The following is an 18,546-nucleotide window of genomic DNA, read 5'->3' on the forward strand; positions in this document are numbered from 1 at the left end:
GACCGGGACGGGACGCATGACGGACGAACGGGCCGAGCGGATCGCCGAGTTCATCGCACCACTACGGGTGCGGCCGGGGTCGAAGGTGAACCTGTCCACCGACTTCGACCCCGGCTTCAAGGCGGGTATCGCAGGCAAGAAGGACGGACAGGAGCTGCTGCGGACGGGGGTCACGCTGCTCGCCGACTACCAGCGGCGGCTTGCGGCCGAGAACAGATACGGCGTGCTGATGTGCCTCCAGGCACTGGACGCCGGCGGCAAGGACGGCACCATCCGGCATGTGATGAGCGGGGTGAACCCGCAGGGCGTGCACGTGTCGAACTTCCGGGTGCCCTCCAGTGAGGAACTCGACCACGACTTCCTCTGGCGCTACGCCCGCCGACTGCCCCGGCGCGGTGAGATCGGCATCTTCAACCGCTCGCACTACGAGGAGGTCCTGGTGGTGCGGGTGCACCCCGAGCACCTGGACCGCCAGCGGCTGCCGGACGCGGCGAAGCGCAAGGGCGTGTGGCGCCGCCGCTACCGGGAGATCAACGACTGGGAGCGGTACCTGCACGACAACGGCTTCCGGGTCGTGAAGCTGTTCCTGAACCTCTCCAAGGAGGAGCAGCGCACCCGCTTCCTCAAGCGGATCGACGTACCCGAGCGCAACTGGAAGTTCTCCGCGGCGGACGCGCGTGAGCGCTCCTGGTGGGACGACTACCAGGAGGCCTTCTCGCACATGCTCTCCGCGACCAGCACCAAGTGGGCGCCGTGGTACGTGATCCCCGCCGACCACAAGTGGTTCGCGCGCATCTCCGCGGCCGCTGTGCTCGCCCACACGCTGATCTCCATCGACCCGCAGTACCCGGAGGTCGGCGAGAAGGCCCGGCACGAACTGTTCGTGGTGAAGGAGGAGCTGGTGGCCTCGGCACCGCCCGGCGCCGAGGCCGATCCGTACGCGGCGTCGGTCGCGGCCGACGAGGAACGGAGGCACGGATGACCTCCTCGACCGACGGGCGGTACGGCACCTCGGAACCGGACGGGCACTGGTACGCGCAGTCGCCCGACGCGGTGGCGAAGGCGCTCGGCGTGGACCCGGCCACGGGGCTCACCGCCGCGCAGGCCGCCGAGCGGCTGGACCGGGACGGTCCCAACGCCCTCCCCGAGGAGCAGCCCGAGCCGACCTGGCGGCGGGTGCTCGACCAGTACCGCAGCTATATGCAGGTCATCCTGGTCGGCGCGGCGATCGTGTCGCTGCTGATCCAGGAGTGGGCCACCGCGGTGCTCCTGCTGGTGCTGACCGTGCTCAACGCGGTCATCGGCATCCGGCAGGAGGGCAAGGCGGAGAGCGCCATGAACGCCCTGAAGTCGATGATGAAGGCGACCGCGCGGGTACGGCGGGACGGGACGGAGAGCGAGATCCCGGCGGAGCAGGTCGTCGTCGGTGATGTCGTCCTGATCACGGCCGGCGACGACGTGCCCGCCGACGGCCGGCTCGTCGCCGCGAGCGCGCTGCAGATCGACGAGTCGGCGCTGACCGGCGAGAGCACGCCCGCCGCGAAGGACACCGGGGTACTGCGGGGCGAAGGGCTGGGCCCCGGCGACCGTACGAACACGGCGTTCATGAACACGCCGGTCACCCACGGCAGCGGCACCATGATCGTCACGGCGACGGGTTCCGGTACCGAACTCGGCAAGATCTCCGGGATGTTGTCGGCCACCGAGCGCGAACAGTCGCCGCTGACCCGCGAGTTGGACCGGCTGACGCTGTGGATCGCGGGTGCGGCCGGACTGACGATGATCGTGATGTTCGTGCTGGGGCGCAGCCGGGGCGAGGCATGGGACGCGCTGTTCGTGAGCGCGGTGTCGCTGGCGATCGCGGCGGTGCCCGAGGCGCTGCCCACGGTGACGCAGACGATCCTTTCGCTGGGCGGGCTGGACCTGGCGAAGCACCACGCGATCGTGAAGGACCTGCCGTCGGTGGAGACGCTGGGCTTCACCTCGGCGATCAACTCCGACAAGACCGGCACGCTGACGCTGAACCAGATGACGGCAGTGGAGGTCGTGGACGCCTTCGACCGGTACACCGTCTCGGGGACGGGCTACGGCCTGGCGGGCAAGGTGCACCACGCGGCCGGGCGCTCGTCCGACATCGAGGACGCGATCCTGCCCTATCTGGTGGCCAGTGACGCCGAGTTGGTGGACGGCCGGGTGGTCGGCGACCCCACCGAAGGGGCCCTGCTGGTGCTCGGCCACAAGGCGGGCCTGGACGTGGGGGCGACCCGCGAGCGGTTCCCCCGGCTGGCCACGCTGCCCTTCGACCCCTCGTACAAGCTGATGGCCACCTTCAACTCGGCGACCGACGGGCGCGGCCGGCCGGTCGTGCGCTGCTTCGTGAAGGGGGCCGCGCCCGCCGTGATGGGGCGCGCCGCCACAGCCCTCTCGGAGGGTACGGCGATCCCCTGGGACGCCGATCTCGACAAGCGGGCGCATGCGCAGATGGAGCGGATGGAGCGGGAGGGCCGCCGGGTGATGGCCGCCGCCACCCGCGATCTGGACCCGGCCGAGTTCACCCCTGAGGACCTGCTCGGGTACGTCGAGGGTCTGGAGGTGACGAGCCTGGTCGGCATGGAGGACCCGCCCCGCGAGGAGTCCCGGCTGGCGGTGGCCGGCGCCCAGGCCGCCCATATCCGGGTGCGGATGGTGACCGGGGACGACGTGATCACCGGTGCGGCGATCGCCGAGCAGGTCGGCATCGAGGGCGAGGCGATCCTCGGTTCGGACTTCGCCGCCCTGTCGGAGGAGGAGCGGCTGGCGCGGATCGACGACATCGGCGTGATCGGCCGGGTCGCCCCCGAGCACAAGGTGCTCCTCGCGGACACCCTCAAGCAGAAGGGGGACGTGGTCGCGATGACCGGGGACGGTGTGAACGACGCCCCCGCCATCAAGGCGGCGGACATCGGGATCGCCATGGGCTCGGGCACCGAAGTGGCCAAGAACGCGGGACGGTTGATCCTCTCGGACGACAACTTCGCCACGATCGTCTTCGCGGTCGAGCAGGGCCGCAAGATCTACGACAACCTCACCAAGTACATCCGCTTCGTGCTCGTGCTGCTGGTCGTGTTCGTGCTGACCTTCCTCGGCGCGACCCTGTTCAATATCGCGGACGGCGAGCCGTTCACGCCGGCCCAGGTGCTGTGGATCCACTTCTTCGTCAACGCGGCCTTCGGCTTCGCGCTGGGCTTCGACCAGGTCAGTCCGGGTCTGATGGGACGCCGGCCACGGCCGCGCGGCGAACCGGTCATGACGACCCGGCTCATGGTGACGGTGGGGCTCGCGGGTCTTGCGATCACGATCGGCCTGCTGTCGATGATCAAGCTGGGCGAGGCGCGCTTCGACAGTACGGAGATCGGCAACTCGATCGCCTTCACCTCGTTCGCGCTCTGTCTGATCGTGGCCGCCCTGGAGTGCCGCAGCGAGACGGAGACGGTCCTGACGGCCTCGGCCTTCGACAGCAAGCAGATGAACCGGGCGGTGTTCGGCGAGTTCGTGCTCGCCGTGCTGGCGACCCAGACGGACGTCTTCAACCGGCTGCTCGGCACGACTCCGCTGACCGTGGGGCAGTTCGGCTGGGCGCTGCTGCCCGCCCTGGCCCTGCTCGGGCTGTGGGAGGCGGGCAAGGCGGTGGCCCGCGGACGCACGGGGCCCGCTCCCGTCCCACAGGGCTGAACCGCCGTATCACGACGGAGGGACCGCGATGCGAGGTGACGACTCGACCGGCCGCTTCGTCCCGCCGGGGCTGGGCACGCTTCTTGCCTACCGGCGCGAGTGGCTGGTCAAGGACGTCGTCGCCGGCATCGTCCTGACCACGCTGCTCGTCCCGCAGGGCATGGCCTACGCCGAACTCGCGGGCCTGCCCGCGATCACCGGCCTGTACACGTCCGTGCTCTGCCTCCTCGCCTACGCGGTCTTCGGCCCTTCGCGGATCCTGGTGCTCGGCCCGGACTCCTCGCTGGGCCCGATGATCGCGGCGACGGTCCTGCCGCTGATCGCGTCCGGCGGGGACAGCGGACGCGCGGTGGCGCTGGCCTCGATGCTGTCGCTGATGGTCGGCGCGATCACGGTCCTGGCCGGGGTGTGCCGGCTCGGCTTCATCGCCGACCTCATCTCCAAGCCGACCATGATCGGCTACATGAACGGGCTGGCCCTGACGATCCTGATCGGCCAGCTGCCGAAGCTGTTCGGCTTCAAGACGGACGCCGACGGGCTCGTCGCGGAGTTCGACGCCTTCGTGCGGGGACTCGCCGACGGGAAGGCGGTGCCCGCCGCGGTCGCCGTGGGCTGCACGGGGATCGTGCTGATCCTCGTGCTTCAGCGGTGGCTCCCGAAGGTGCCGGCGGTCCTCGTCATGGTGGTCCTGGCGATCGGCGCGACCTCGGTCTTCGACCTGGGCCGGCACGGGGTGAGCCTGGTCGGCGAACTCCCCCGGGGGTTCCCGCCGTTCACGCTCCCCCACGTCCGCCTGGACGACCTGGGGCCACTGACCGCCGGGGCGCTGGGCATCGCCCTGGTGTCCCTGGCCGACACCATCTCCAACGCCTCGGCCTTCGCCTCCCGCAGCGGCCAACAGGTGCGCGGCAACGAGGAGATGACCGCGATCGGCGCGGCCAACCTGGCGGCCGGGCTGTTCCAGGGGTTCCCCGTCAGCACCAGCGGGTCACGGACGGCGGTGGCCGAACGGGCGGGCGCCAGGAGCCAGCTCACCGGGGTCGTCGGCGCCGGGCTGATCATCCTGATGCTGGTACTGCTGCCGGGGCTGTTCCGCAACCTGCCGCAGCCCGCACTCGCCGCCGTCGTCATCACGGCCTCGCTGTCCCTGGCCGACCTCGCCGGGACGGCACGGCTGTGGAAGCAGCGCAGGGCGGAGTTCCTGCTGTCGGTCTCGGCCTTCCTCGGAGTGGCGCTGCTCGGCGTGCTGCCGGGGATCGCGATCGCCGTCGGCCTGTCGATCCTCAACGTCTTCCGCCGGGCCTGGTGGCCGTACAACACCATGCTGGGCCGGGTGCCGGGGTTGCCGGGCTACCACGACATACGCTCCTACCCCGATGCCGAGCAGCTGCCGGGCCTGGTGATCCACCGCTTCGACGGGCCGCTGTTCTTCGCCAACGCCAAGGCCTTCCGCAACGAGCTCATGCGGCTGACCCGGGTCGAGCCGCGCCCCCGGTGGGTACTGCTCGCGGCCGAGCCGATCACCGACGTGGACACCACCGCCGCCGACGAGCTGGAGGAGCTGGACGAGGCCCTCAACGAGCAGGGCATCAGCCTGGTGTTCGCCGAGCTGAAGGACCCGGTCCGGCGCAAGATCGAGCGCTACGAGCTGACCCGCACCATCGATCCCGGCCACTTCTTCCCGACCGTGGAGGCGGCGGTGGCCGCGTACCGCGAGCGGACGGGCGCCGAGTGGACGACGGTGGCAGGGGTACCGGCGGGGGCGGCGGGCGAACAGCCGCCGCCCGGCTAACCGTTCGACCCGATCGACAGCACGTGTGTGCCCCACGGCTCCAGGTCGACGAACAGACCGGGATCGATCAGCTCGTCGCCCTCCCGCGGGTAGCGGGTGCCGTCCAGCAGACCGGTCAACGTCCAGGTGGCGGTGGCCAGTTCGGGCCAGGGGAGCCGGACCCTGCCCTGCGCCGGGGCGTCGGAGAGGTTGACGACGGCCACGAAGCGTCCGGCGGGGCCCACCCAGCCGGAGGCGACCAGGTTGCGATGGGTGGCGTTGTCCGGCCAGCCCGTGCAGTCGAGCAGCCGCCACCGCCCGCCGCGCATCCCGCTGCGGTGCACCGCGGCCAGCAACCGCTCGTGGAACGCCCGCAGTCCGGCGTCCGCCGGTTCGTCCGGGCGCCGGTCCAGGAAGACGGGCAGTCGGGTACGGCGGCCGGTGAACTGCCCCTCGTGCCACAGCGTGGCCCCGGGCAGGGTGGCGATCAGGACGGCCGCGGCCCGTTCCTTGGCCGGGGTCATGGTGTACGCGGCCCGCGGCTCGTCGTGGTTCTCCAGGAACCGTACGAGCCGCCGCTGGTAGGCCTCGTCCGCGAGCAGATGCTGCCGGACCGCTTCGGGGCTCTCGGTCAGCACCCGGTCGTAGAGCCGCTTGTCGTAGCAGAAGTCGAACCCCTGCTGCTGGAGAACCCATTCGAGGTCCCAGTACGCCTCCGCGACGAAGGTCATGGCGGGGTGCCGGACGCGCACGGCGGCGAGGACCGTCGGCCAGAACTCCTCCTGCGGGCGCGGTCCCGCGAGGCCCGCCCAGGTGCGTTCGAAGACGTCGTTGGTCAGCAGCATCGCCATGTCGCAGCGGACCCCGTCGCACACGTCCCCGATGTGTCCCAGCACGCCCGCCGTGGCCTCGCGCAGCGCGGGCGCGAAGGCGTTGAGCTGGACGACGTCCGGCCACGGCGGGAAGAAGGGGTCGCGTCCGCGCGCGAGGACGTTGCCGGCCACCGTCAGGAAGGCGGCCGGGTCGCGGCGGGCGTCCTCGTCGTCGCCCCGCACGAAGTACTCGGGGTGCTCCCAGGTCCACGGGTTGTCCGGCGCGACATGGTTCGGGACGTGGTCGAGCAGCAGGCCCACGCCCCGCCGGTCGAGTTCGGCGCGCGCCCCGGCCAGCCCGGCGGCCCCGCCGAGGCTGGCGTCGACCTCGTAGCGGCGGATGCAGTACGGCGACCCGGCGATCTCCTCCTCCCGGATGTCCGGGACGGCGTCGGTGAAGGCCTCGCACAGGGCCGGGTCGCGCAGCGCGATGGCACGCCCCTCGGGGCTGCGCTCCCACACGCCCATCAGCCAGACGGCGTCGACGCCGTGCGGGGTGATCTCGTCCCAGGCGTCCTTCGGTACGTCCCTGAGGCCCGTGATGCGCCCGGTGCGGGCCGCGATCTCACGCAGCCAGACACGGGTGTTCACCTCGTGGACGACGGGCTGGACGGGTAGCTCACCGGTCATCGCTGCGTCCTCCTGAGGGGGTCGCTCCGGGCGGGGTCGGCGCGGAAGTCGCCGGGGCCGAGGGTGCCGAAGAGCGTCATCAGGGGCGCGACCAGGCCGGTCCAGCCGGTCTGGTGGGCCGCCCCGATGCCGGCGCCGTTGTCGCCGTGGAAGTACTCGTGGAAGGAGATCAGGTCCCGCCAGTGCGGGTCCTCCTGGAACTTGCGCCCGCCGCCGTAGACGGGCCGGCGCCCGTTCTCGTCGCGCAGGAAGAGCCGGGTCAGCCGGTCGGAGATCTCCCGGGCCACCTCGAACAGGGTCAGCCGGGTGCCGGACCCGGTCGGGCACTCGACGGTGAGCTCGTCGCCGTAGAAGCCGTAGAGGTTGAGCAGGGCCCGGATCACGAGGGCGTTCATCGGGAACCACACCGGGCCCCGCCAGTTGGAGTTGCCGCCGAACATCCCGGTGTCCGACTCGGCGGGCAGATAGCCGACCCGGAACTCCTCGCCGTGCACCCAGAAGCTGTAGGGGTGCTCCGCGTGGTGGCGGGAGAGGGAGCGGATGCCGTAGGGGCTGAGGAACTCGTCCTCGGAGAGGAGATGTCCGAGGACCCGGAGCAGCTTCTTCTCGTCGACGACGGACAGCAGCCGCGGACCGCCCGCGCTGCCCGCCCGGGCCGACGCGAGTGTCACGGAGAGCGAGGGGTGGCGGTTCGCGAAGCGGCGCAGCCGCTCCCCCAGGCCCGTCACCCTGGCGAGTTGCTCCGGGCGGAAGACGGTGGCCGCGCACAGCGGCAGCAGACCGACCATCGAGCGGACCTTCAGCCGTACGGCCTGTCCGTCGGGCAGCCGCAGGACGTCGTAGTAGAAGCCGTCCTCCTCGTCCCACAGTTCGTCGCCCAGGTCGCCGACGCGGTCCATGGAGGCGGCGATCCACAGGTAGTGCTCGACGAACTTGAGGACCAGTTCCTCGTACGCGGGGTTGTGCTCGACGAGTTCGACGGCGATCTGGAGCATGGACTGGCAGTACAGGGCCATCCAGGCGGTGCCGTCGGCCTGTTCGAGGGTGCCGCCGGTGGGCAGCGGGGCGCTGCGGTCGAAGACACCGATGTTGTCGAGGCCGAGGAACCCGCCCTGGAAGACGTTGCGGCCGCCGGGGTCCTTGCGGTTGACCCACCAGGTGAAGTTCGTCAGCAGCTTCTGGAAGGCGCGTTCGAGGAAGGCGTGGTCGGCGTGGCCGGTGGTGCGCTCCTCCATCAGGTAGACGAAGTAGGCGGCCCAGGCGTGCACGGGCGGGTTGACGTCCGCGAAGTTCCACTCGTACGCCGGGATCTGGCCGTTGGGGTGCAAGTAGGCGTCCTGGAGGAGCAGTTCGAGCTGTTCCTTGGCGAAGGAGATGTCGACGGCCGACAGTGCGACGGTGTGGAAGGCGAGGTCCCAGGCGGCGAACCAGGGGTACTCCCACTTGTCCGGCATGGCGACGATGTCGTCGCTGACCAGGTGGAACCACTCGTGGTTGCGCACTCCGGGGCGCGGCACGCTCCACGGGTCCAGTCCGTGCGAGTTCAGCCAGGCCTCCAGGTCGAACAGGTAGTACTGCTTGGTCCAGAGCATTCCGGCGAGCGCCTGCCGCAGCACCATGGCCCGGTCCGCGCTCGCGCCCCTGGGGGTCAACTCCCGGTAGAACGCGTCGGCTTCGGCGATGCGGTCCTTGAACACCGTGTCGAAGCCGCGGGCGAGGGACAGCTTGGTGCCGGAGGGGCCGAGGCGCAGGCGCACGGTCTCCGAACCGCCGGCGGGGATGGTGAGGATGTGGTGCGCGGCGGCCTTGGTGCCCTGCCGCGCGGGATTGACGGCGTCGCTCTCGCCGTCCACGACGTGTCGGCCGATGCCGTCCTTGACGTACGGGGAGGCGTTGGGCCTGCCGAAGAGCCGCTCGTCGTTCGTCTCGTTCTCGGTGAACAGCAGAGGTACGGACGCCCCGAACCGGCAGTCGTAGCTGCCCAGTTCGGGGTGCACGGCACGGAGGACGGTGGTGCCGCCGGGGCCGTCGGGCGCGCTCAGCAACGGCTTCTCGGCGCCGTTCTCGTGCCAGGACCAGGTGTTGCGGAACCACAGGGTCGGCAGCACGTGCACGGTCGCCTCGTCCGGGCCGCGGTTGGCCACGGTGATGCGGGCCAGCACGTCGTCGGCGGCCGCCTTGGCGTACTCCACCGTCACGTCGAAGTAGCGGTCGTCGTCGAAGATCCCGGTGTCGAGCAGCTCGTACTCGAAGTCCTGCCTGGTCCGGGACCTGTTGACGGCCACCAGGTCGGTGTAGGGGAACTCCGCCTGCGGGTACTTGTACAGGTATTTCAGGTACGAGTGGCTGGGTGTGCTGTCGAGGTAGAAGTAGTACTCCTTGACGTCCTCGCCGTGGTTGCCCTCGCTGTTGGTGAGGCCGAAGGCGCGCTCCTTGAGGATCGGGTCGCGCCCGTTCCACAGCGCGAGCGCCAGGCACAGCCGCTGCTTCTCGTCGCAGATGCCACCCAGGCCGTCCTCGCCCCAGCGGTAGGCACGGGAGCGCGCGTGGTCATGGGGGAAGTACGACCACGCGTCGCCCCCGTCGCTGTAGTCCTCGCGGACCGTACCCCACTGACGCTCACTCAGATACGGCCCCCACAGCCGCCACCGCCCGCCTTCGTCGCCCCGCGGGCCGATCCGTCCACCACTCGTCCGCGCGCTCATCGCCTCGCTCCCTGTCGCAGGCCCAACCGGCGGCGCCAGTCTGTGGGGGCCTCCCGGCAGGTGCCTCACCTGCCGCGGGTGAGGCCGCGCCGCGGGCCGGCGGCGTGACGTGCGGTGCGTCCACGTGGTCCCTGGTCCGCCGTGGCGGCGTGCCGCGACCGGCAGCCGGCCGGCAGACCCACCAGGGACCGCTCGAACTCCGGGACGGCCCGCTGAAGTTGGCCGAACTCGTGCCGGTCGCGCCTCCGGGCCCACCGTGGCGCCGACCGGTCGCGCGGCCCTCACCTTCGGTGGGTGACGCGGAGCCGGAGCAGGCGCGACTGGATGGAGTGCCATCACCTCGGCATCACGTGGAAGGAGCGGCCATGGCCGGAATCGGGCCCGTACAGCTGCTGACGGTCGAGTTCGGGCCGGACGCCAAGTTCGAGGGAAGGATCGTCGACGAGCTCGGAGCGCTGGAGCGCGGCGGCCAGGTCCGCGTGCTCGACCTGCTCTTCGTGCAGAAGGAGCCCGGCGGGGACCTCGTCACCGCCGACTACCAGGCCGAGGGCATGGGCGAGACCGTGGCCGCGCTGCTCGGCATCCCGCGCCGGACCCTGCGGGAGGCCGAGGCGGTGTTCCCGTCCCTGCCCGAGGGGAACGCCTTCGGTCTCACCCTGGAGGAGATCCGGGGGCTCGCCCAGGAGCTGGACCCGGGCACCGCGGCCGGATTCGTACTGCTGGAGCACTCCTGGGCCAGGGAACTGCGCGAGGCGATCCGCGAGGCGGGCGGCGTGCCCGTGGCGGAGGGCTTCCTCACGGAGGAGTCCCTGGAGGCCGTGATCGCCGAACTCGCCCTCGCCGTGGCCCGCCTCGACGAGGTGGCCGAGGAACACACCCAGCCAGGCCGGCAGTCCGGCCGGAACAGCAGGAGGTCCTGATGACCGATCTCGTCGTACTCGGCTTCACCGACAAGGAGAAGGCAGAGGCCGTGCTGCGTCTCTCGAAGGAGCTGTCCCGGCAGGAGCTCCTGGACCTGGAGGACGCGGCGCTCGCCTGGCGCACCCAGGACGGCAAGATCCATGTACGGCAGTCGTTCAGCCCCACCGCGAGCGGCGCGGCCGGCGGCGCCCTGTGGGGGACCCTGTTCGGTCTGATCTTCCTGATGCCGGTGTTCGGGGCCGCGGTCGGCGCCGCCACCGGCGCGGTCGCGGGCAAGCTCACCGACGTCGGCATCAACGACGCGTTCATCAAGGAGATCGCCGGCGCCCTGGAGCCGGGCCGGGCCGCGGTCTTCGCGCTCGTGCGGCGCACGACGCCCGACAAGGTGCGCGACGCCCTGCGCCCGTTCCAGCCCACCGTGCTGCGCACATCACTGACGAAGGACCGTGAGGAGGAACTCGTGGCGGCTCTGCAGACATGACGGGCGGAACGATCCCATCGTGAACAAATGAGCGTTGTACCAAGTTCACCCGGGTGAGATGGGGCGTTCATCATGGGCGCCCCGCGCCGGTGGGACCACACTCGTCTGACGTGCACCAGCCAGCCCCGAGAGCGAGGAGCCGGCGATGGACGAGTGGAGAAAGCGGCAGCAGCCGCCCCGGACGGGCGCCCCCGCCCCGTCGGCCGCTCCCCCGGCCCGGGTGGGGGCACCACCCCTGCCCACGTGGCTCGTTCCACGGCCCCGGCTGACGGACCGTCTCTCCAGAGGCGTGCTGGGGCCGTTGACCGTGGTGGTGGGGCCGGTCGGGGCCGGGAAGTCCGCGGTCGCCGTGGAGTGGGCACACACCCGGGGCGCGCCCGGCCCGGTGGCCTGGGTCACCTGTGACGGCTCGGAGGAGCAGCCCGACGTCTTCTGGTCCCGGGTGTCCGCGGCCCTGCGCGAGGCGGGCGTGGAGCTGCCCGGTCCTTCGGAGGTGCCGCGCCGCACGGCCGTCGGCCCCGGCACCGGCCCGCTCGCCTCGGGCACCGCCGTCGAGGAGCGGCACCTGCTGGTGGCCTCCCTCGCCGCCGCGCTGGCCGGCCGCGCGGACCCCGTCGTCCTGGTGCTGGACGACTTCCAGCCGGAGACCGGCTCGCCGGTCGCCCTGGGCACGGCCGCCCTGCTCCGGCACGCGGCCCCCGCGCTGCGGCTGGTCGTGGTCTCGCGCCGGGACCCGCCGCTGCATCTGCACCGCTACCGGCTGGCCGGCGAACTCACCGAACTGCGCACCGCCGACCTCGCCTTCGACGACCGGGAGACGGCCGCACTGCTGGCCCAGCACGGCGTCGAGGTGCCCCGGCAGGTGGTGAGCACCCTGCGCGACCGGGCCGACGGATGGGCGGCCGGCCTGCGCCTCGCGGCCATGTCGATGCAACAGCACCCGCATCCGGAGAAGTTCGTGGCACAGTTCGCCGGCGACGACGAGGCAGTGGTCGGCTACCTGGTGGAGGAGATGCTGGACGGACGCAGCCCGGCCATGCGCAGGCTGCTGCTGTCGACCAGCGTCCTGGAGCACCTCAACGCCGAGCTGGCCACCGAACTCGCGGGCGAGGAGGCCGGGGCGCACTTCTCCGCGCTCGTCGGGCACAACTCCTTCCTCCAGTACGTGGGCAACGGCTGGTACCGCTACCACCGGATGTTCGCCGACGTGCTGCGGGTCCGCCTGCGGCACGAGACACCCGGCCTGGTCCCCCGTCTGCACAGCCGGGCGGCCGCCTGGCTGGGCGAACACGGGCTGCTCGCCGAGGCGGTACGGCACGCGCTCACCGCGGGCGACTGGTGCCAGGCCAGCCGGCTGGTCGTGCACCAGCTGGCCATCGGACAGGTCCTCGCCCTCACCGACGCCCGGCTGCCGAGCGAACTGGTCCGGCTGGCGCCGGCCGATCTGGGGGACCTGCCCGGGCAGTCCGTCGACCCGGAGACCGCGCTCGTCGCCGCGGCGGCCGCCCTGCGGCGCGGCGAGCAGCCGGCCTGCGTCCGGGCCCTGGAGCTCGCCGACCGGCTGCTGACGCAGCTGCCCGGGGAGGAGACCGAACGGGCGACCCGCTGCCGGCTGTCCCACGCGGTCGTCCGGATGACGAAGGACCGGTGCTGCGACCCACCGGCCGCGCGGGCCGCCGCGGCCGACACCGAGGGGCTGTTCGCCCATGTGCCGCGCACCCTGCTGGCGGACCGGCCCGAGCTGAAGGCGCTGGCCCTGTCCATCCGGGGCCGCGCGGAACTGCGGGAGGGCGGTCTCAAGGCCGCCGAGGCCTCCCTGACCGCGGGGCTGAAGGCCGCGGGGGCCGCCGACAACGAGGCGCTGCGCCGCGACTGCCTCGCCGAACTGGCGCTCCTCGAAGTGCTGCGCGGGCACTTCCGGGCCGCGGACGAACTCGCCGGGCACGCCCAGCGGCCACCCCGGCCGACCGGTCTGCCGGAGGACCAGTCCCGGGCGGCGCTGCACGTCGTACGGGCCTGGGTCGGCATGGCCCGGCTGGAGTCGGACCGGGCCCGCACCGAACTCGCCCGGGCGCACGCCGCGCTGCGCACCAACTCCGACCCGTTCGTCGCCGGGATCGGATCCCTCGTGGCCCAGCTCGTCACCGCGATGGAGAGCGGCACTCCGCCCCCGCCCGGGACCGTGGAGGCCATCCCCGACACCGCCGACTGGCTCGCCGAGGGTCTGCGCCGGCCGGTGCGACAGGCGTGCGCCGCCTCGGTCGGCGCGATCCGGGCCCACGCGCTGCGGCTGCCGCGGTCCGAGGACGGTACGGCCGCATCGGAGGACCGGCGGGAGGACGACCCGCTGCTCGTCGACGCGCTCAGCGCCCGCGAACAGGACGTGCTCCAGCGGCTGGCCCAGATGATGACCACGGAGGAGATCGCGGCCGAGCTGTATCTGTCGGTCAACACCGTCAAGACGCATCTCAAGAGCGTCTACCGGAAGCTCGCCGTGACGCGGAGGTCGGCCGCGGTACGGCGAGCCCGCGAGCTCGAACTGCTCTGAGGTTCCTCCTGACCGGCTCCCGGGGTCACAGGAGCCGCAGTTGCCGCGCCCGGTCGAGGGCCTGGGTGCGCGAGGAGACACCGAGTTTGCGGTACACCGCGCGCGCATGGCTCTTCACCGTGTTGTGGGAGATGAAGAGGTCCGTTCCGATCTGCCGGAGCGGCACGTCCGCCTGGAGCCGCACCAGGACCGCGTGCTCACGTTCCGTCAGGGCTTCGGCAGGTACCACGGGCTCCGGCAGGTCCCGGCCGTCCCGGGGCAGCACGGCCAGCACGGCCGACGCCTCGTCCACCAGCACCCCCGCGCTGCGCGGGTCGCCCATGGCGGCCGCTATGTCGACCAGCGTGTCGGCGACCCACACCAGACAGGTCGCCACCACGGTCTCCGCCCCGGGCTCGTCCTCCCCGAGGGCACGCAACCGCCCGCGCAGTACGGACACCCGCCGGGCGTCCGCCCGCCGGGAGGCCGTTTCCCGCCGCTCGCCGCTCAGCATCGCAGGCATGTCCCTCACCTCCTTCGAGGTCGGCGGTACATACCAACGGTGCTTGCCGGACGCCCGGGCCGGAAGGGGCCTTACGGCCTTCTGGTCACGGAACCGGCAAATATGCCCGAAGAGTGTCTACGTCCGCCGACCGGGACAGGGCCGAACGCACCACCACGCCCACCCGACAACCGGCGTACCTCGACCGGTTCGAGTCCGAAGGCCGAGGTCCTCGCGGGCTCCGGGCCCGCCCGGAGTCATCCATCGCGGGTGAACCCCCGGTGCGCCGCCCGCAGGATGCTCCTTGTCCCCCGAGGAGGAGGTGCCCGACATGGCGGAGCGGACATCGGCAGAACAGACCCGGTACGGCGGCTCCGCACCGGAGCCGCGGATCACGCCACTGATGCTCGGCGGGGTCGTGTTCGCCGTGTGCATGTTGTTCCTGGTCGGCCTGTACCACGCGGTCGTCGGCCTGGCCGCGATCATCGACGACGACTTCTACAAGCGGGTGCGGGACTACCCGTACGACTACGACGTGAACGCGTGGGGCTGGGTCCAGCTGGGCTCCGGCGTCGTCATCCTGGCCGCGGCCTTCACCCTGTTCAGCGGGAAGACTTGGGCACGGGTCGTCGGCATCACCGTCGCCGCGCTCAGCGCGCTGGAGAACTTCCTCTTCACGCCGTACTACCCGATCTGGGCGGTGCTCATCATCGGACTCGACGTACTGGTCATCTGGTCCCTGGCCACCTACGGCCGCGCCCAGGCCCACAAGGCCTACGGCGCACCGATGTAGGGCTACGGATGCGCCCGGCCACCCCGGCCGACGGCCAGGTGACCCAGCCGGGAGAGCCCGCGCCGGTCCAGCGGGGGCCGCGTCGGGCGCAGACCCGGGCGGTGCCGCGGGACCAGCACCCGCAGTGCCCGCGGCCGTATCTCGCAGCGCACGGGCACGGGCAGCGTCAGTGCCTCGCCGTCGACGCCCGCCGGGATCGACGCCCGGTCCGCGTCGACCACGACCGACGTCGCCGTCGCCACGGTCAGCCCGGCGGCACGTCCGCCGCGCAGCAGACCCGCGGCCTGCGCGGCGGACGTCACGTCGACGCCGACGGCGCCCAGCTCGCCGCCGTCCAGCCGCGCGCGGCGGCCGAGGCCCGCGATGTCGCCGGTGCCGTAGGGGTTGTTGCTGACCAGCAGGGCCTGCGGTTCGGTGAACGTCGTCTCCCCCGCGTGCGCGGTCAGCCGAGCGGCCTGGTGGCCCACCAGCAGGTCGGGCAGGAGGTCGAGCGTGGTGCGGGTCTTGCCGTCGCGGTATGCCGGGCTCTGCACCACCTCGGCGTAGGCGCCGAAGGAGACGTTGTTGACGAAGGTGCGGCCGCCGGCGAGGCCGAGGTCGACGCGGAGTTCGACGCCGTCACGCAGGGCGTCCAGGGCCCGCGACGGGTCCTCGCGGTCCAGGCCCAGGTCGAGGGCGAAGTGGTTGCGGGTGCCGGCCGGGATGACGAGGAACGGCAGGCCGTGAGCGGCGGCGACCTCGGCCACCAGCGCCTGGGTGCCGTCGCCGCCGGCGACCCCGAGCAGGTCGGCGCCCTCCGCGACCGCCTTGCGCGCGAGTTCGGCCACGTCGGTCTGTCCCGGGCCTTCCAGCAGACGTACCTGGGCGCCCAGCTCCTGTGCCCGCTCCCGCAGCCGGAACCGCTCGACCTTTCCGCCGCCCGACCGCGGGTTCATGATCAGGACGGGGTGGCGGACCGGTGGCCCGGGCCGCTCGGGCATCGCGGCGGGCCGGTCCGCGGGGACGAGAGCGCGCCGCCCCGCGCCGACCGCGAGCAGCCACAGAGCGGCGGCCACGATCACGACCCAGGCCAGCCGGGCACCGGTGTACGTCACCAGAACCCACACGGGTGCGGCGACGGCCAGCAGCAGGGCGAGCACCCGCGTCAGACGCCGCCGGGTCAGCGCCCACCACACGGCCGCCGCGGTGATCGCCGTGCCGGCCAGTCCGACGCCCACCAGGGCGATGGTCCTGAGGCCGGCGAAGACGGCCAGGACCAGCACGGACGCGGCGGCGGACGCCAGCGACGCGCGGGCCAGCCACCGCTGCTGCGGCGTCGTGGATTCCATGGCGCCACCTTCGGTCCCGCCCCGCCGGACCGCATCACCCCTGGCAGGCGATCCGCGGGCCGACACCATGTCGCCGGAGGCGATGCGGCGGGGTCTCAGCCGGCGGGCGGTGGCGTGACGCCCAGCCGGCGTCCGATCGCGTCGACGTGGGCGACGACGTATCCCACCGCGATGCCCACGACGACGGTCGCGAAGAAGAAGATCAGCCAGGACAGCAGGGTGAACACGGAGCCGAGCGGCCCGTACCGATCGACGCTCACCCGCAGTGAGCGCGGCAGCCACAGCCCGGAGACCGCGGAGAACAGAACGACCCCGAGGCCGGTGAGCAGCGCGCCGGGCAGAAGCGGCAGCCAGCCCACCCTCCCGACGAGCAGCAGATGCTGCGTCCACCACCACAGGAGACACGCCCCGACCAGCTGGAGCGGCACCCCGAGCACGGGCCCCACGCCGAACCCGTCACGCACCACACCCTGGAACAGCAGGGCCACGATCCACACGATCAGCCAGGCGCCCCACCGCCACACCACACTGCGCAGCCCGGACTTCGGCAGATGCCAGGCGCGCTCGCACAGCCGCTGGAGCGCCCGGCTGAACGCCGTGGCGGACACCAGCGCGACCACTACACCGACCGCGCCCCAGGTCTCGCGCGCCTGGCCGCCGCCCGCGTAGACCCCGTCGACCTGCGCGAGGACCGGGCCGGAGGTGCCGACCAGCAGCCGTATCGTCCGCCGCAGCTCGTCCCGGAGCGCGGCCGGGGAGAAGGAGGCGATCACGAAGAGCAGCGGCAGCGCGGTGAGGAACGCCTGGGCGGCCAGCCGGGTCGCCATGTCGAGGAAGCCCACGCCAACCAGCTGACGTCCGATGCGGACGGCCAGGGATCTGCCGGCGGCCAGCGACTTACCCACGGCCGGGGACCTGGCGAGACTCGGCAACGCCATGACCGCCTCCTCGGACCGCGGAAGCCTGTCGCTCCGTCACTTTCTCCCGCCGCCCGCCCGACGTGCTTCGCCCGCAGAGGGTGACGCGGGCCCCGGCGCGCGGCTCGGGCGGTGTATCGCCTACGGTGCGTGGTGAACCGACGGCGAGGAGAGGTCGATGACGCACAAGGCGCTGATCACGGGCATCGGCGGCAGGGAACCCAAGATCGACGCGGAGGCCTTCGTGGCCCCCACGTCCTCGGTGATCGGCGACGTGACGCTCGCGGCGGGGGCGAGCGTCTGGTACGGCGCGGTACTGCGCGGCGACGTCGAACGCATCTCCGTGGGCGCACAGGCCAACATCCAGGACAACTGCACGCTGCACGCCGACCCCGGTTTCCCGGTCAGCATCGGTGAGCGGGTGTCGGTGGGCCACAACGCGGTGGTGCACGGGGCGACGGTCGGCGACGACTGCCTGATCGGCATGGGCGCGACGGTCCTCAACGGCGCGGTGATCGGCGCGGGCTCACTGATCGCCGCCCAGGCCCTGGTACCGCAGGGGATGCAGGTGCCGCCGGGGTCGCTGGTGGCGGGGGTACCGGCCAAGGTGCGGCGGGAGCTGACGGAGGAGGAGCGACAGGGCGTGACCCTGAACGGAACGTTCTACGCGGAGTTGGCGCAGCAGCATGACGAGCTGTACGAGAAGCCGTAGCTCTCAGTCGACGGCCGGGACGGGTTCCGTCTCGGCCGATTCCTGCTTCGCCGTCGCCTTCTTCGCCTTGCGCCTGATCACGAGCATCGACGTCAGGCCGATCAGCACCGCCGCCACCAGGCCCAGGTACGAGAACCTCTTCAGCCAGTCCTCGGCGACGACGCCGACGTAGTAGATGACCGCCGTCGTGCCGCCCGCCCAGCAGATGCCGCCCAGGACGTTGGCGATCAGGAACTTCCAGTACGGCATGTGGAGCACACCCGCGAGCGGCCCGGCGAAGATGCGCAGCAGGGCGACGAAGCGGCCGAAGAAGACGGCCCACATGCCCCACTTCTCGAAGGACTTCTCCGCCGTGGCGACGTGCCCCTCGCTGAAGTGCCGGGGGAATTTCCGGCCCAGCCAGGCCAGCAGCGGCCGTCCGCCCTTGCGGCCGATGGCGTAGCCGATGGAGTCGCCGACGACGGCACCGGCGGTGGCGCAGGCGCCGAGCACGATCGGGTTGATGCCGGAGTGCTGGGAGGACAGCAGGGCCGCGGAGACCAGGACGATCTCGCCCGGCAGCGGGATGCCCAGGCTCTCCAGCCCGATGACCAGCGCCACCACTGCGTAGACGGCTGCCGCGGGTACGGTGTCGAGCCATTCCTGGACGTGCAAAGCCGGTGCCTCCCGAATTTCC

General features: G+C 72.0%; 14 protein-coding genes. 8 read left to right on the plus strand and 6 right to left on the minus strand.

All coding sequences use genetic code 11. The features are described 5' to 3' along the window. Positions 1-16: 16 nt before the first annotated feature. The 3 genes from ACQEWB_RS07050 to ACQEWB_RS07060 are packed head-to-tail and all read left to right on the plus strand — an operon-like array spanning position 17 to position 5,503. Entirely contained in the window at positions 17-982 is a 966-nt protein-coding gene (locus tag ACQEWB_RS07050) for a polyphosphate kinase 2 family protein (protein ID WP_432828169.1), read from the plus strand. Continuing rightward, positions 979-3,711 carry a cation-translocating P-type ATPase gene (locus tag ACQEWB_RS07055; RefSeq protein ID WP_432828171.1) on the plus strand — a complete coding sequence of 911 codons (2,733 nt, stop codon included), beginning with the start codon at positions 979-981 and terminating at the stop codon, positions 3,709-3,711. Before ACQEWB_RS07050 ends, ACQEWB_RS07055 begins: the two co-directional genes overlap by 4 nt. 28 nt (positions 3,712-3,739) lie before the next feature. Beyond that, positions 3,740-5,503: a SulP family inorganic anion transporter gene (locus tag ACQEWB_RS07060; protein ID WP_432828173.1), complete on the plus strand. Its 1,764-nt coding sequence runs from the start codon at positions 3,740-3,742 to the stop codon at positions 5,501-5,503. Here the strand turns inward: ACQEWB_RS07060 and ACQEWB_RS07065 are convergent. Further along, complete coding sequence (locus ACQEWB_RS07065) at positions 5,500-6,984, minus strand: alpha-amylase (RefSeq protein ID WP_432828175.1); 1,485 nt, start codon at positions 6,982-6,984, stop codon at positions 5,500-5,502. The genes ACQEWB_RS07060 and ACQEWB_RS07065 overlap by 4 nt on opposite strands. After that, entirely contained in the window at positions 6,981-9,689 is a 2,709-nt protein-coding gene (locus tag ACQEWB_RS07070; protein ID WP_432828177.1) for an MGH1-like glycoside hydrolase domain-containing protein, read from the minus strand. Before ACQEWB_RS07070 ends, ACQEWB_RS07065 begins: the two co-directional genes overlap by 4 nt. Before the next feature lie 365 nt (positions 9,690-10,054). Here ACQEWB_RS07070 and ACQEWB_RS07075 point away from each other — a divergent pair, with 365 nt between their 5' ends. The 3 genes from ACQEWB_RS07075 (at position 10,055) to ACQEWB_RS07085 (ending at position 13,639) form a co-directional block, all read left to right on the plus strand. Then, positions 10,055-10,609: a DUF1269 domain-containing protein gene (locus ACQEWB_RS07075; protein ID WP_432828179.1), complete on the plus strand. Its 555-nt coding sequence runs from the start codon at positions 10,055-10,057 to the stop codon at positions 10,607-10,609. Then, positions 10,609-11,091, plus strand: coding sequence for a DUF1269 domain-containing protein (locus tag ACQEWB_RS07080; RefSeq protein ID WP_432828181.1), 483 nt, complete (start codon positions 10,609-10,611; stop codon positions 11,089-11,091). Before ACQEWB_RS07075 ends, ACQEWB_RS07080 begins: the two co-directional genes overlap by 1 nt. Before the next feature lie 145 nt (positions 11,092-11,236). Next, on the plus strand, positions 11,237-13,639 hold the full coding sequence (locus ACQEWB_RS07085) for a LuxR C-terminal-related transcriptional regulator (RefSeq protein WP_432828183.1): 2,403 nt from the start codon (positions 11,237-11,239) through the stop codon (positions 13,637-13,639). A gap of 25 nt (positions 13,640-13,664) precedes the next feature. Here the strand turns inward: ACQEWB_RS07085 and ACQEWB_RS07090 are convergent, their stop codons facing one another. Next, entirely contained in the window at positions 13,665-14,141 is a 477-nt protein-coding gene (locus tag ACQEWB_RS07090; protein WP_432828184.1) for a LuxR C-terminal-related transcriptional regulator, read from the minus strand. Between the two features lie 310 nt (positions 14,142-14,451). Here ACQEWB_RS07090 and ACQEWB_RS07095 point away from each other — a divergent pair, with 310 nt between their 5' ends. Continuing rightward, complete coding sequence (locus ACQEWB_RS07095) at positions 14,452-14,913, plus strand: DUF7144 family membrane protein (protein WP_432828186.1); 462 nt, start codon at positions 14,452-14,454, stop codon at positions 14,911-14,913. A 2-nt stretch (positions 14,914-14,915) separates the two neighbouring features. Here the strand turns inward: ACQEWB_RS07095 and ACQEWB_RS07100 are convergent, their stop codons facing one another. Beyond that, positions 14,916-16,241, minus strand: a complete 1,326-nt coding sequence (locus tag ACQEWB_RS07100; protein ID WP_432828188.1) for a diacylglycerol/lipid kinase family protein — start codon at positions 16,239-16,241, stop codon at positions 14,916-14,918. Positions 16,242-16,336: 95 nt separating this feature from the next. Further along, positions 16,337-17,179, minus strand: a complete 843-nt coding sequence (locus tag ACQEWB_RS07105; RefSeq protein WP_432828190.1) for a YhjD/YihY/BrkB family envelope integrity protein — start codon at positions 17,177-17,179, stop codon at positions 16,337-16,339. Between the two features lie 157 nt (positions 17,180-17,336). On the opposite strand from ACQEWB_RS07105, the gene ACQEWB_RS07110 reads away from it, so the two are divergent. After that, positions 17,337-17,870 (plus strand): gamma carbonic anhydrase family protein, encoded by a 534-nt coding sequence (locus ACQEWB_RS07110; protein ID WP_432828192.1) that lies wholly within the window; start codon positions 17,337-17,339, stop codon positions 17,868-17,870. 3 nt (positions 17,871-17,873) lie between these two features. On the opposite strand, the gene ACQEWB_RS07115 is transcribed toward ACQEWB_RS07110, so the two are convergent. Continuing rightward, complete coding sequence (locus tag ACQEWB_RS07115) at positions 17,874-18,524, minus strand: DedA family protein (protein ID WP_432828194.1); 651 nt, start codon at positions 18,522-18,524, stop codon at positions 17,874-17,876. Between the last annotated feature and the right edge of the window lie 22 nt (positions 18,525-18,546).

The organism is Streptomyces sp. CA-249302, assembly GCF_050936785.1.
GTDB lineage: Bacteria > Actinomycetota > Actinomycetes > Streptomycetales > Streptomycetaceae > Streptomyces.

Excerpts from the sequence above, each read along its gene's own strand:
- ACQEWB_RS07050 (WP_432828169.1), top strand. The coding sequence starts at position 17 with ATGACGGACGAACGGGCCGAGCGGATCGCCGAGTTCATCGCACCACTA.
- ACQEWB_RS07105 (WP_432828190.1), bottom strand. The coding sequence starts at position 17,179 with ATGGCGTTGCCGAGTCTCGCCAGGTCCCCGGCCGTGGGTAAGTCGCTG.
- ACQEWB_RS07080 (WP_432828181.1), top strand. The coding sequence starts at position 10,609 with ATGACCGATCTCGTCGTACTCGGCTTCACCGACAAGGAGAAGGCAGAG.
- ACQEWB_RS07065 (WP_432828175.1), bottom strand. The coding sequence starts at position 6,984 with ATGACCGGTGAGCTACCCGTCCAGCCCGTCGTCCACGAGGTGAACACC.
- ACQEWB_RS07075 (WP_432828179.1), top strand. The coding sequence starts at position 10,055 with ATGGCCGGAATCGGGCCCGTACAGCTGCTGACGGTCGAGTTCGGGCCG.
- ACQEWB_RS07070 (WP_432828177.1), bottom strand. The coding sequence starts at position 9,689 with ATGAGCGCGCGGACGAGTGGTGGACGGATCGGCCCGCGGGGCGACGAA.
- ACQEWB_RS07100 (WP_432828188.1), bottom strand. The coding sequence starts at position 16,241 with ATGGAATCCACGACGCCGCAGCAGCGGTGGCTGGCCCGCGCGTCGCTG.
- ACQEWB_RS07110 (WP_432828192.1), top strand. The coding sequence starts at position 17,337 with ATGACGCACAAGGCGCTGATCACGGGCATCGGCGGCAGGGAACCCAAG.
- ACQEWB_RS07055 (WP_432828171.1), top strand. The coding sequence starts at position 979 with ATGACCTCCTCGACCGACGGGCGGTACGGCACCTCGGAACCGGACGGG.
- ACQEWB_RS07085 (WP_432828183.1), top strand. The coding sequence starts at position 11,237 with ATGGACGAGTGGAGAAAGCGGCAGCAGCCGCCCCGGACGGGCGCCCCC.
- ACQEWB_RS07095 (WP_432828186.1), top strand. The coding sequence starts at position 14,452 with ATGGCGGAGCGGACATCGGCAGAACAGACCCGGTACGGCGGCTCCGCA.
- ACQEWB_RS07060 (WP_432828173.1), top strand. The coding sequence starts at position 3,740 with ATGCGAGGTGACGACTCGACCGGCCGCTTCGTCCCGCCGGGGCTGGGC.
- ACQEWB_RS07090 (WP_432828184.1), bottom strand. The coding sequence starts at position 14,141 with ATGCCTGCGATGCTGAGCGGCGAGCGGCGGGAAACGGCCTCCCGGCGG.